Source organism: Frigoribacterium sp. CFBP9029 (assembly GCF_034045305.1).
Taxonomy (GTDB): Bacteria; Actinomycetota; Actinomycetes; order Actinomycetales; family Microbacteriaceae; genus Frigoribacterium.
Window position 1 is genome coordinate 129,313 of the sequence record NZ_JAXCWB010000006.1, and the last position, 12,784, is coordinate 142,096.

General features: G+C 74.0%; 12 protein-coding genes. 8 read left to right on the plus strand and 4 right to left on the minus strand.

Annotated features, from left to right (window positions below; translation table 11 throughout):
• Positions 1-167: 167 nt before the first annotated feature.
• Complete coding sequence (locus tag SOM11_RS10140; RefSeq protein ID WP_243215237.1) at positions 168-536, minus strand: DUF4406 domain-containing protein; 369 nt, start codon at positions 534-536, stop codon at positions 168-170.
• A 56-nt stretch (positions 537-592) separates the two neighbouring features.
• Here SOM11_RS10140 and SOM11_RS10145 point away from each other — a divergent pair, with 56 nt between their 5' ends.
• Complete coding sequence (locus SOM11_RS10145; RefSeq protein ID WP_320477935.1) at positions 593-1,357, plus strand: DeoR/GlpR family DNA-binding transcription regulator; 765 nt, start codon at positions 593-595, stop codon at positions 1,355-1,357.
• Between the two features lie 14 nt (positions 1,358-1,371).
• On the opposite strand, the gene SOM11_RS10150 is transcribed toward SOM11_RS10145, so the two are convergent.
• Entirely contained in the window at positions 1,372-1,674 is a 303-nt protein-coding gene (locus SOM11_RS10150; protein WP_320477936.1) for a hypothetical protein, read from the minus strand.
• A gap of 83 nt (positions 1,675-1,757) precedes the next feature.
• Here SOM11_RS10150 and SOM11_RS10155 point away from each other — a divergent pair, with 83 nt between their 5' ends.
• The 3 genes from SOM11_RS10155 (at position 1,758) to SOM11_RS10165 (ending at position 4,802) form a co-directional block, all read left to right on the plus strand.
• Positions 1,758-2,384: an ABC transporter ATP-binding protein gene (locus tag SOM11_RS10155; RefSeq protein WP_243215239.1), complete on the plus strand. Its 627-nt coding sequence runs from the start codon at positions 1,758-1,760 to the stop codon at positions 2,382-2,384.
• Positions 2,381-3,877 carry a DUF6297 family protein gene (locus tag SOM11_RS10160; RefSeq protein WP_320477937.1) on the plus strand — a complete coding sequence of 499 codons (1,497 nt, stop codon included), beginning with the start codon at positions 2,381-2,383 and terminating at the stop codon, positions 3,875-3,877. The genes SOM11_RS10155 and SOM11_RS10160 overlap by 4 nt, the downstream gene beginning before the upstream one ends.
• A gap of 145 nt (positions 3,878-4,022) precedes the next feature.
• Positions 4,023-4,802: a type II CAAX endopeptidase family protein gene (locus SOM11_RS10165; protein ID WP_320477938.1), complete on the plus strand. Its 780-nt coding sequence runs from the start codon at positions 4,023-4,025 to the stop codon at positions 4,800-4,802.
• Positions 4,803-4,871: 69 nt separating this feature from the next.
• Here SOM11_RS10165 and SOM11_RS10170 read toward each other — a convergent pair whose 3' ends face one another.
• Both SOM11_RS10170 and SOM11_RS10175 read right to left on the minus strand, forming a co-directional pair.
• Positions 4,872-6,194 carry a type IV toxin-antitoxin system AbiEi family antitoxin domain-containing protein gene (locus SOM11_RS10170; RefSeq protein ID WP_320477939.1) on the minus strand — a complete coding sequence of 441 codons (1,323 nt, stop codon included), beginning with the start codon at positions 6,192-6,194 and terminating at the stop codon, positions 4,872-4,874.
• A 52-nt stretch (positions 6,195-6,246) separates the two neighbouring features.
• The gene (locus SOM11_RS10175) at positions 6,247-6,948 is read right to left on the minus strand and encodes an alpha/beta hydrolase (protein WP_320477940.1); all 702 of its coding nucleotides are present in this window, start codon (positions 6,946-6,948) and stop codon (positions 6,247-6,249) included.
• 164 nt (positions 6,949-7,112) lie between these two features.
• Between SOM11_RS10175 and SOM11_RS10180 the strand changes: the two genes are divergently transcribed.
• The 4 genes from SOM11_RS10180 to SOM11_RS10195 all read left to right on the plus strand — a co-directional run bounded on the left by SOM11_RS10180 (position 7,113) and on the right by SOM11_RS10195 (position 12,571).
• Complete coding sequence (locus SOM11_RS10180) at positions 7,113-9,269, plus strand: serine hydrolase domain-containing protein (protein ID WP_320477941.1); 2,157 nt, start codon at positions 7,113-7,115, stop codon at positions 9,267-9,269.
• A 104-nt stretch (positions 9,270-9,373) separates the two neighbouring features.
• Positions 9,374-10,825, plus strand: a complete 1,452-nt coding sequence (locus SOM11_RS10185) for a histidine kinase (protein WP_320477942.1) — start codon at positions 9,374-9,376, stop codon at positions 10,823-10,825.
• Positions 10,822-11,514 (plus strand): response regulator transcription factor, encoded by a 693-nt coding sequence (locus SOM11_RS10190; RefSeq protein WP_320477943.1) that lies wholly within the window; start codon positions 10,822-10,824, stop codon positions 11,512-11,514. The genes SOM11_RS10185 and SOM11_RS10190 overlap by 4 nt, the downstream gene beginning before the upstream one ends.
• A gap of 151 nt (positions 11,515-11,665) precedes the next feature.
• Complete coding sequence (locus tag SOM11_RS10195; protein WP_320477944.1) at positions 11,666-12,571, plus strand: NmrA family NAD(P)-binding protein; 906 nt, start codon at positions 11,666-11,668, stop codon at positions 12,569-12,571.
• Positions 12,572-12,784: the final 213 nt, after the last annotated feature.

A 12,784-nucleotide genomic window follows, 5' to 3' on the forward strand; every position in this document is an offset into this window, starting at 1 on the left:
CCCAGGGCGCCCGGTTCCTGGCAAAGAGCCTGGCGGAGTAGAGGAACGGCTGTCGTGCAACTAGACAGGGGTCAGCCGAACCGGTCCTCTTCGGGTGAGAACCGGCGCCGACTCTTCGGGGAGTCGATCGGCGAGGCGGGCGGCACGTAGGGGTACGCGCCCCCGCCTCACCTCACCCCGGGCACGTCGGCCAGGTCGTGGTAGACGGGCAGGCCGCGGGCCTCGGCGATGGCGACGTCCTGATCCGCCCCGCGCGACGAGCCGGGGAGGCGCAGCACGGCATCGCAGCGCTGCAGCAGTCTCTCGGCGGTCGGGTACATGACCTGCGCGGCCAGCGGATCGGTCGGCCCGGAGGCCCCCGCGCTGCGGAGCACGGGCAGAGCGACCCATTCGCCGATCACCGGCAGGTGACCCGCCTCGAAGAGCGGCCACGCCGCCGTCTCGAGACGCTCGAGGTTCTGCTGCATCAGAGCGGGGTCGCCGTCGGTCCCCGACGCGTACGGGCCGGCGATGAGGATCATGAGTGAAGTGGTCATGCCCGTACACTAGGGCAAACACGAACAAACATGCACAATCGTGAAAGAGTGAGAACATGTGGGCAGCAGAACGACGAGACGTGCTCCTCGAGCGGTTGCGCCGCGACGGGCGCATCGTCGCGAAGGAGATCGCGGTCGAGCTCGGCCTCTCCGAGGACAGCATCCGACGCGACCTCCGCGAGCTCGCCTCCGAGGGGCTGCTGACCCGCGTCTACGGCGGCGCCGTCTCGGCCTCGCCCGCCGTCGCCGACTACGCCACCCGGGCCGACATCGCGACCGACAGCAAGCGCCGGGTCGCGGCGGCGGCTCTCGATCTGCTGCAGCCCGGGGCGACGGTGATCCTCGACGGGGGCACCACGACCCTCGATCTGGTCCGCCTCCTGCCGACGACCCTCGAGCTGACGATCGTCACGCACAGCCCGACGATCGCGGCCGCGCTCCTCGAGCACGACGCCGACGTGATCCTGATCGGCGGTCGGCTATTCAAGCACTCGGCGGTCGCGATGGGCGCGGCCGCGGTCGAGTCCGCGTCGCGGGTGAACGCCGACCTGTTCCTGCTCGGTGTGACGGGCATCCGCGCATCCACCGGTCTCACCACCGGCGACCCGGAGGAGGCGGCGATGAAGCGGGTCCTCGCCTCGCGGGCCGCCGAGACCTGGGTGCTCGGCAGCGGCGAGAAGATCGGCGCCGCGTCACCGCACCAGGTGCTGCCGCTCGATGGCGTCTCCGGTCTGGTGCTCGACGTGACGGGCGGCGGCGAGGCCCTCGCCGACCTCCGTGAGACCGGCACCCGCATCGTCGAGGCCGGCGGGCGGGCCTGACGACCGGGCCCGGGTCAGGGCGTCGTCGTCGGTGCCACGCGCTCGAGCAGACGCAGCAGCTGATCGGCGACGAGCACGGGGGCGGTCACCGAGAACGGGGATCCGGACTCCGCCCGCACGGTGAAGCGGGTGCCCTTCGACTGCACCTTGTGCGACCACTCGCGACCCTCGGCGATGTCGACCGACCGACGCACCTCCGAGTCGGACATCCAGTGGCGGATCTGGACGAAGGCGCCGAAGTCGCAGGCCATGTACGAGTGACCCTCGTGCGACCACTTGAAGCAGCTCAGCATCTCCATGGTCAGAAGGTAGGGCACCCCATCGCTCCGCCGAAAGCCAGCACGACCTAACCCGTCCCGCCGAGCGGCGGGCGGCGGGGCCCGGCCGCTACCCTCGACGCATGATCGATGCCGACGGAGTGGCTGTCGCCACAGGCGGATCGACGCTGCTCCCGCCCGTCTCGGTCGTCGTCGGCCCCGGGGAGGCGCTGGTCGTCCGGGGCGGGAACGGCGCGGGCAAGACGACGCTCCTGCGGGTGCTGGCGGGCTCGCGTCGACCGACGAGCGGAGTCGTGCGCATCGACGGCGACGCCGTCGATCCGCGCGATCGCGGCTTCCGCCGACGCGTCGCCTCGATGATCGGACTGCCGCCGATGGCACCCGATCTCACGGTCGCCGACCACGTGCTGCTCGTCGCCGCCACCTGGGTCGACGAGTCGACCGCCGGATCGCTCGCGGGGTCGGTGCTCGCCGAGCTCGGCCTGAGCACGCTCGGGCGCAGGTTCCCGCACGAGCTGTCGTCGGGACAGACGCAGCTGTTCGGCCTCGCCCTCGTGCTCGCCCGGCCGTTCGACGTCCTCATCGTCGACGAGCCGGAGCAGAGACTCGACCCCGAGCACCTCGAGGTCGTGGGCCGAGCACTCCGCGCCCGCCGCGACGGCGGTGCGACGCTCGTCGTCGCCACCCACAGCCGACCGCTGGCCGAGGCGATCGGCGACCGCTTCCTGCAGCTGGACCCGGCGGCATGAGCCCGCGCCCCCGCTCGGCCGTCGCGATCTGGCGCGCACGCTCGACCACGACGACCGGCGACCGCCTCTACCTCGGCTACCTGCTCGTCGCGGTGGCCGGAGTCGTCGTCGCCCCGCTCGCACGCGCGCTGTGGCAGGGCCTCACCGGCGCGGAGGGCATCGCCGCCCTGACGGCGTCCACCGCGCCCGCGTCGGCGGGCCTGATCGTCGCCGCCGTCTGGGCGGCCGCCCTGCTGCTCGGGCGGGAGCGCGGGCCCGCGCTGCTGCCGCCGTTCCTCCTCCATGCCCTGGCGACCAGCGACCTGCCCTATCGCGTCGTCTTCCGCGGCCCGCTGCTGAGATGCGGGGCGCTCGTGGTCGCGATCTGCACCGGCGCAGCGGGCCTGACCGGCGCCTCCCTGGCTCATCGGGGGTTCGCGAGCGCCGAGCAGGCCGTGGTCTTCACGATCGTCGGGGCGCTGGTCGGCGTCGTCGCGACCGCGGCCTGGCTGGCCGGGCAGACGCACCCGCGGGTCGCCCTGCCCGTCGCGATCGGCATCGTCGCCCTCGCGAGCGGCGGCCTGTCGTCGCCCGCCCTGCAGGCGAGCACCCCGTGGGGCTGGGTCGGCCTGGCCTACCCGCTCGGCACCGCCCCTCCTCCGCCCGGGGCTCTGGCCGGGCTCGTCGCACTCGCCCTCGTGGCCATCGCCGTGGTTCCGGCCCTGCTGTCGCGGCTGCGCCCGGCGGAGACGGCGGTCCAGGCGGCGCGGTGGCAGGCCGCGACGAGCTCGGCCCTGGGCACGGAGTTCGGGGCGGCGGCGACCGTCTACCAGAAGGCGCCCCACGTGGGCCGTCGCGTGCGGGCCGTGCGACCGGGGCACGGTCTCGGCGTCGCGTTCTTCGTGCGCGACGCGATCGGTGCCGCCCGCACGCCCGGTCGACTCGTCGTCGGGCTGATCGCCCTGGGGGTCGGCGGACTGCTGCTCGGCTACGCGGTGGTGTCACCCGGCCCCGGCTGGCTGCTCGGTGCTGCGGCCGGGCTGATCGTCTTCGCCGCGACGGGGCCGCTCACCGACGGCATCCGGCACGCCGCAGCGGTGGCGGCCGACGCGCCGCTCTACGGCATCGGCGACGGGAGGCTGCTCGTCTCGCATTCGATGCTCCCCCTCGCGGTCGTCGTGCTCGTGCTCGTCTCGGCCGCGGTGGTGGTGTCGCTCTCGGCGGCGAACGGAGCCCCGATCCTCTCGGCGATGGCGCTCGGGGTGACGACCCTGCTGTTCCGGGTCGGTCAGGCGCTGAAGGGCCCGTTGCCACCGGTGCTCCTCACCCCGATCTCGTCGCCGATGGGCGACCCGATGGCGGCCGTCCGCGTGCTCTGGGCACTCGACGGGCTGCTTTTCGCCGCTGTGATCGGCGCCGCGGCGACGGTCGGGCTCGACGCGCCGCTCGCCCTCCTGGCCGCTGCGGGCCTCGTCGCCGGTGTCGTCGCCCAGCGCTGGCGCCACCGGGCCTGACCCCTCCCGCCGAGCGGCGGGCGGCGGGCGGCGAGCGGCGGGCGGCGGGATCTCATCCGTCCGGTCGAGTCGCGGCGGCGACCCGTCGCCCACACTGGGGTCGCGGCCCCGACGCGCCGACCGGACGCCGACGAGAAGAGGACCCGTGAGTCACGAGCACGCCCCGACGGCGCCACCCGCACCTCCTGCCGCCGTCGACCGGCGCGACGTCCGTCCGCAGGGCGTCGACGGAGGCATGCTCCCGTCGCTCCGCCCCCGCGCCACAGTCGCCCTCGTCGCGATCCTCCTCGCCGCCACGGTCGTCCTCTTCGGGGCCGTCGTGCTCGGGCTGCTGTTCGTCCCCGGTGCGCGCGCGGCCGCCGTCCCCGTGCTGGCGGCGGCGCTCGTCGCGCACCCCGTGGTGATGCTGCTGACGCTGCATCTCGGTCTCCGCCGTGCGGGGAGCGGATGGCGCGACGTCGGTCTGCGACGGCCCACCGCTCGGATGCTCCATCTGCTCTGGCAGATCCCGTCGATCTTCGTGCTGCTGCTCGCAGTCCAGGGTGCCGCCGTGGCGATCACGGGGGCTCCCGCCGGCCGGGGCGACGCCGTCGACACGCTGTTCGGCGGGACGAGCACGGTCCAGATCGTCGCGACGTTCGTCGGGGTGGCCCTCCTCACCCCGCTGTGGGAGGAGGTCGTCTTCCGCGGGCTCGTCCACGGCGGGATGCGGCGGCGCCTCGGCCCGCTGCCGGCGTCGCTGATCAGCGCCGCGATCTTCGCCGCCTGCCACGGCGTGCCGATCCTGCTGCCGTACATGCTCCTCCTCGGCCTGTCGCTCGCCTACCTGCGCGAGTTCCACCGGACCCTCTGGGCACCGGTCTGCATGCACGTCGTCCTGAACACGGCTGCGACCGCCGTGACCCTGGCGGCCGTCTCGGGCTGAGCAGCGACATGATCGTGCTCCCAGAGGAGGACCGCGTCGAACCCGCCCGCCTCATCTCCGCTTGACGCGCTACGCCCACGTGCTCCGAACGGGGTCCCATCGGCCAGACGTCACGGAGCCGTCGAGGACCGGCGCGACCATCCGGTTCGCCAGCGCCTCGGCTTCCTGCCAGGTGAGCTCGAGATCCGGGGCCTTCTTCGCGACCGTGGCGAACGTGCCTCGGATGGAGCTGGACGCATCGATCGCAGTGAAAGGATCCAGGTGACGAGTGGCTGACTGAACGTCGAGCGCCTCGCGCAGCATCTCCTCCTCGTCGATCGTCTCGCGGTCGACCTCCCCGCTTCGCGCACGGCCCTCCGGTCGCCCTCCCGTCTGCACCGCAGTTCGCGCGCTGTGCTGCGCGAGGTCGCGCAGCATTGCCTGGATGGCTGGCGGCAGGGCGATCTCAGGCAGCGCCGCGCTGGGGAGCTTCACGCGGGGAGGATACGGCGACAGGTATCCCCTCAGGGCTTCGCGGGTGGGGGCTGTCAGCCGCCGCACCTGTTCGTCGAGCTGCTTGCGGAAAGGGGCCATCATCCGCTCGGCCTGTTCGTCGAGCTGCTCTCGCAGGGGCGCGAACGTGTCGGGGCCCATTCCTTCGACAGATGCGTTCAGCTCGAAGAGGATCGGGGCGAGGGCTTGCTGCATCTGCTGGCCGAGCTCAGCGCTCAGGCGTTCCGTGAGGTCGGTCCTGACGACGAGGTCCTTGAGGCGTGCCGCGTCGACGCCGGCGAGCGTCCGCAGCTCGGCATACACGTCGGTGCCGTTCGCGTGACCCAGTCGCTTCGCGTGGGCATCGAGGTGTCGGACGAGAGCCGGGATGTCGAGGTCGTCGTCGGAGCGTTCCGCGTCGCCCAGAGCGTCGGCGACGAGGGAGAGGTCGCCCTCGTCCAGGAGATCTGCGATCGTGCGCTCTCGGGTGGTGACGGGAAGGCCGTCGAGGATCATCACGTCGGCCCGAGACAGGTGGCGCCGGCTGTAGCGCACGTCGTCGTGCGCGGTCTGACGGCGCTTCGCCGTATAGAGCAGGTACGGGGCCGGGTAGAGGTCCCCGATCTCGTGGACCCACGCTGCGGCGGCGCCACCGACGACGACATCGGGGTCGACGAGTCGATCGCGGGCGATGGCTGCAGGATCACTGGCCAGCCACGCGGCCCGAATGTCATCCAGACGATCCGTCGGCACACCGGGCAGCCGGTAGACGCCCGGTCGCATCCGTTCGAGCGTGCCTGCCTTCTCGCGTCGCGCGATCGTGCTTCGAGCGATGCCCTCGCCGTTCGCCTGGACAGCAGTGAGCATCCCCCACTGGCCCGCGGTGAGGCCGGCTAGACGACCCTCCGCTGACACAGACATGCTTAGAGTGTACGCGCTAGCGCAACAAATTCAGCATGCCGAAGCGGCCGTCTCACCCTCGGCGGGGCGACCCCGCTGCGACGGCGAGCACCGTGGCGATCGTCCGCGGCAGCGCCAGCACCCGGAAGTGCCCGCCCGCCGACAGCCGTACGTTCTCGGCCCCCGGCAGCTCGCTGCCCTCGGGGATGTGCGGATCGAACTCCCCGTAGATCGAGACGATGCGGCTGTTCACGCTCTCGTCGCGTCCGAGCAGCATCGTCGTGGCGTCGCGGGGCGAGAACGCGCGGAGGGTCGACAGCGGCAGCCAGCGGGCGTACCTCGACCCCGAGAAGGGCGCGCAGATCGCCACCATCGTGTCGACCCGGCGGTCGGGGTCGAGCCGGGCCATGACGTACTTGCCGATCAGACCGCCCTTGCTATGGGCGACGATGACCACGTCGCGGAGATCGTGCCGCTCGAGGTGGGCCGCGACGTCCCGTGCCGCCGCCTCGACCGGGCGGCCGTTCCAGCGGAGCGCCGACAGCACGTGCACGGGATGCCCCTCGGAGTGGACCCGCGCGATCAGCGGACGGAGGAACGCCCAGGTCTCCCAGACGCCGGGCACGACCAGCACGGGTCTCCCGTCGCCCGCGAGGTACTCGGCCTCGCCCCTCGGTGCGAGCACCGCGCGCAGCTGCCAGTGCGCGGCGTAGGCGTAGTCCCGCACCCACCAGACGAGGAGGCGCGCGAGACGGAGCGGGGACGGCGCGGTCACGGGGATGGGGCCTCCAGAGACGACTCGACGGGCGCAGGGGTCGCCCCGGAGTGTAGGCGCGGGTCGGGGGCGACGCGCGGGCCGGCCGCCTACGACTCAGGTCGTAGGCGATGTCCCGACCTGCGCCTCCTGTGCGGCGCGGCCGCGACGGCGAGCGTAGAGGTATGACAACGACACCGACCATCCGACCGCCGCGGCGTCGCCCCCGCGCGCCGCGCCTCCTGCCCCGACTCGCCGCCGCGACGGCCGCCGTCGCCCTCGCCCTGCCGCTCGCCGCGTGCTCCGCGGGGGCCGCGAGCGGCGCGACCGCCGACACCGCGCCTCCCGCCCCTCCCCGCCACCAGCCCGGCGGGCACACCCTGACCGCCGACGACGTCGACGGCTGGCTCGACGGGGCCGTCGGCTCCGCGCTGCAGACGACGGGGATCCCCGGGGCGTCCGTGTCGGTCGTCTCGGGCGGCGAGCTGCTCACCGCACGGGGCTACGGCGTCGCCGACACGGGCACCGAGAGCGGGACGGTCGTGCCCGTCGACCCCGACGAGACCCTGTTCCGCGTCGGCTCCGTCTCGAAGGTCGTCTCGGCGACGGCGATCATGCAGCTCGTCGAACGCGGCGACCTCGACCTCGACGCCGACGTGCAGCAGTACCTCGACTTCGACCTCGACACCCCGAAGGGCGCGATCACCCTGCGGCACCTGCTGACGCACACCGCGGGCTTCGAGGAGGTCATCTCGGGCCTGATCGGCACCCCCGGCAGCGAGGTGTCGCTGCACGACGCCGTCTCGGCCGCGCCGCCCGCGCAGGTCTACGCGCCCGGGACGACGCCCGCCTACTCGAACTACGGCGCCACCCTCGCCGGCTACATCGCCGAGCGGGTCGGCGGCGAGCCGTTCGCCGAGCTGCTGCAGCACGACGTGTTCGAGCCGGCGGGGATGACCTCGTCGTCGTTCGAGCAGCCGCTGCCCAACGCCCTCGACGCCCGCCTCGCGAAGGGCTACCCCGACGACTCGAAGCCGGCGTCGCCCACGGAGGTCGTCAACGCCGCCCCCGCCGGCGCGATGACCTCGAGCGCCACCGACATGGCCCGCTTCATGCTCGCGCACCTCGGCGAGCTGCCCGACGGGGCCTCGCTGCTCGGCGACGACGCGCTCGCCGAGATGCACCGCCCCGCCCTCGACTCCGACGACCTCGGCACCCTGGCCGCCGGGCAGCGCATGGACCTCGCGTTCTTCGACGACAGCACCCCCGGCGTCCCGGCCTTCGGGCACGACGGCGACACCCAGGTGTTCCACACGGCCATGCGGATCTTCCCCGAGCACGACGCGGGCATCTTCATCACGATGAACGGCAGCGGGCGCGCGGCGACCGACTCCCTGGACCTGCGGACCACCGTGCTGCAGGGCTTCGCCGACCGCTACCTGCGCGACGCGGGTGAGAGCACGGGCGGCAGCGCAGACGAGAGCGCCGACGAGAGCGACAGCCGAGGAGGCGCGGGTGCGGTCGCGGAGAGCGGCTCCGACGCCGAGTCGGCCGGCTCCGACGCCGCCGCGCTGGCGGGCACGTACGTCTCGTCGCGCTCGCCGGTGACGAACTTCGGGTCGCTGCTGGCGCTCAGCGGTCAGACCGTCGTCGCCCCGCGCGCCGACGGCACCGTCTCGGTCACCCCGAAGCCGCTCGGGGTCACCACGGGCGTCTACGAGCAGATCGAGCCCGACCTGTGGCGCGAGGTGGGCGGAGACGCCGTGCTCGCGACGCGGACGGACGACGCGACCGACCCGGACGCGACCGTGACCGCCATCTCGTGGGGCGCCTCCTTCACCATGCTGCGGGCGGAGCCCTGGCAGGCGGCGTCGGTCGCCCTGCCCCTCGTCATCGCCTCCGTCGTGGTGCTGCTGGTGTCGCTGATCGTCTGGCCCGCGACCGCGCTCGCCGGTCTCGGGTCGCGCTCCCGCCGTGGCACCGCCCCGGTTCCGGGCACCGCCGTCGCGCCCCGCACCGCACCGCGCCGTCGCGACCGGACGCTGCTGCTCTCTCGGCTCGGGCAGGCGTCGACGATGCTCGCCCTCGTCGGCTGGGCGGTCGTCGCCGTGCAGGCCATGTCGTTCGCCGAGGTGTCGGCCACGACCCTGCGGGTGCTGCAGGCGCTTCAGCTGCTCGGCGTGCTGGCCGTCGTGCCCGCCGCGATCGTCGCGTGGCAGGCCGTCCGGGCACGACGCGGCTGGGCGGTCGTCACCGGCCGGGTGCTCGTCGTCGTCGCGCTCGTCGCCCTCGCCGGGTTCGCGTTCGCGTTCCGCCTCATCGCTCCGAGCGTGAGCTTCTGATGCACGGGCCGACGACTCCTCCACAGGGCACTCCGGGGCGCGACCGCTCACCGTCGCGGTCGGACGGCGCCACCGCGCCGACCGGCACCTGGCATGCTCGGACGATGACATCGCACCAGGCCGCCGACGCCGGGGCCCTCGACGCCCGGGCAGTCGACGCCGGGGCACGCGACGCCAGCGCCCTCGCCCCCGGCGCCGGCACCGGCCCCGGTGTCGCGACGACGCGGCGGGTGCTCGGTCGCCTCGGGGTCCGCTCCCCTCTCGGTCGCGACATCGTGCTCGCCGCCGTGTGGGGCGTGGTCACCCTCGCCCTGCTCGGCGGGCTCCTCGCCACCGGCGAGCTCGGCGTCGCGCCGCGCGGGCCCTCGAGCCCGCAGATCACCGTGATGGTCGTGCTGGCCGTCGTCCAGTGCGCGCCGCTCGCGCTGCGACGGGTCAGACCGGTCGCCGTGCTGCTGGTCGTCGCGGTCCTTCAGGCCGGTCTGCTGGCCGTCGTGCCGTCGGGCATCGCCCTCTGGACGGCTGCGCCCGTCGTCGCCGCCTACACGGTGGGCTCGCTCCGGTCGACGCGCGTCGCCGTCGGGGCGTCGCTCGGGGCGATCGGCGTCGCGACCGTCGGGGCCGTCGTCGGCGCGACCGACGTCGTCGCCCGGCGACTGGGCGGCGGCGACGCGGTCTCGACGCCCGGCGCGCAGCTGTACGGCGAGGGGGCCTCCGGCGTCGTCGTCGAGGTCCTCGCACTCCTCGCGACGGGCGTGCTCGTCATCGGGGTCAGCGCGGCCGTCGGCTCGTGGGTCGCCCTCCGGCGCAGCCACGACCGCGACGCCCGGGCGCGGGCCGCCGAGACGGTCGAGCACCAGGCGACGCGCACCCGCGAGGCGGTCGCCGCCGAGCGCACCCGCATGGCGCGCGAGCTGCACGACGTCGCGGCCCACCATCTGACCGGTCTTGTGGTGCAGGCGGGGGCGGCCGAGCGACTGGTCGACGCCGACCCCGACCGCGCGAAGGAGTCGCTGCGGAGCGTGCGGGCGCAGGGCCGCGAGACCCTCGACGCCCTCCGGTCGATCGTCGGGATCCTCCGCGAGACCGGCGACGACGCGAACGGCACCGTGCCGGTGCCCGGTCTCGGCGACGTGCCCGGCCTCGTCGACTCGGCCCGCGCCTCCGGAGCGGTCGTCGAGGTCCGGTCGCAGGGCACCCTGCCCGTGCTGGCGCCGCTGGCCGACGTGACGGCGTTCCGCACCGTCCAGGAGGCGCTGGTCAACGCCCGCCGCCACAGCCCCGGCGCGGTGGTCGAGCTCTCGATCGACGCGACCGCCGAGCGGCTGACCATCGTGGTCGAGAACGATCTGCCCGCCGACGGCGGCACGGAGCACACCCCCGGGTACGGACTGGTCGGCATGCGCGAACGGGCGGCGCTGGTCGGCGGAGCGCTCGAGGCGGGCGTCGCCGCTCCGGCCGGGGCCCGTGCAGCCGGGGCCGCACAGCGCTGGCGCGTGCGGCTCGAGCTGCCCGTCGAGGCCGACACCGAGGTCACCCCCGGGGAGCCAGCGTGATCCGCGTCGTGCTGGTCGACGACCAGGCCATCGTGCGGACGGGGTTCCGGGTGGTGCTCGAGACGTCCGGCGGGATCGAGGTCGTCGGCGAGGCGGCAGGCGGGCGCGAGGCCGTCGAGCTGGTCCGCCGGGTGCGACCCGACGTCGTCGTGATGGACGTCCGCATGCCCGCGGGCGACGGCATCGCGGCGACGCGGGCCATCGTCGGCGGAGGCGACCCCGCGCCGGGCTCCGTGGGGCAGGAGGCGCGGGTCGAGTCCCCCGCGCCTCCGGCCGTCCTCGTCGCCACCACCTTCGACCTCGACGAGTACGTGTTCGGCGCGCTCGAGGCCGGGGCCAGCGGGTTCGTGCTGAAGGACGTCGAGCCCGACGAGTTCGTCGCCGCCGTGCGGAGCCTCGCGGCGGGGCAGGCCGCCATCGACGGGGCGACGACCCGCCGGGTGATCGCCGAGTTCACCCGGCGCCGCCGCACGACGGCCGTCGAGCCCTCGCCCGACGTGCTCACCGAGCGCGAGCAGCAGATCGTGCGGCTGCTCGGCGACGGGCTCTCGAACGACGAGATCGGCGACCGGCTCGTCGTCGAGACGAGTACGGTCAAGTCGCACCTCACCCGCGTCATGACCAAGCTCGGCACACGCGATCGGCTGCAGACCGTCGTCTGGGCGTTCCGATCGGGTCTGCTGCCCTGAGCGCTCCCCGCGACCTCCGCCGCGCCTCCCGGATCCCGCCGGCCCGACCCGCGCCTCACCGATCCCAGCCCTCGCCTCCCCGACCCGCGCCTCCCCCACCCGAGCCCTGGCGACCACCCGTCGACCGGCCGACAGATTGCGATCCGCAGCCATGACCACCACCCTCCTCGTCGCCGGCGCCACCGGAGACCTCGGTCGCCGCATCGTCCGCGAACTGCTCGAGCACGACGTCCACCTGCGGGTCCTGACCCGGCCCGGCAGCGACACGGCGGCCACGCTGTTCGGCGCCGACGACCGCGTCGACGTCGTCACCGCCGACTACACAGACCATGCGGGGCTGGCCGCCGCGGTCTCGGGCGTCGAGGTGGTCGTCTCGGCGGTCAGCGGCGTGCGGCCCGTGATCGTCGACGCGCAGCGGGCGCTGCTCGCAGCCGCCGTGGTGGCGGGTGTGCCGCGCTTCATCCCGTCGGACTACTCGGCCGACTACCGACGCATCAGCCCCGGCACCAACCGCAACTTCGAGCTGCGCCGCGAGTTCGCCGCCGACGTCGACGCCGCGCCGATCCAGGCGACGTCGATCCTGAACGGCATGTTCACCGACCTGCTGACCGGCGACGCGCCGATGATCCTCTTCGACCGCCGCCGGGTGCTGTTCTGGTCGTCGGCCGATCAGGTGCTCGACTTCACCACGAAGGACGACGTCGCCCGGATCACCGCGCTCGCGGCGCTCGACCCGCAGGCGCCGCGCGTCGTCGAGGTCGCCGGATCGCAGGTGTCGGCACGGGAGGTCGCGGCGACGATGACCGAGCTGACCGGCACCCCGTTCAAGCTCCTCTGGGCCGGGACGACGGGCACACTCTCGGCGATGAGCTCGATCGGGCGACGGCTGTCGAAGAGCGGCGACGAGACGTTCCCCGCCTGGCAGGGGATGCAGTACTTCGTCAGCATGTTCAGCGGCCAGGCGCAGCTGCACCACGTCGACGACGACCGCTACGGCCCCCACCGCTGGACGACGGTGCGCGACGTGCTCGAGCAGCACCTCGCGGCGCGCCCCTAGCCCGCGCGCTGCCCGGGGGGTGCTGATCCGCTGCCCGGCCGACCCGCGCCTCCTGACCCGCGCCTCCTGATCCGATGGGGGTGCGGCGGGTTCCCGTCATCCGCGGCGGGTCAGCCCTGACCCGCCCGCGATGACACGAACCCGCCCAACCCGCAGCACGCCGCCCCGCCCAACCCGCAGCGCGCCGCCCGGCCGGCCCGCGCCTCCTGACCC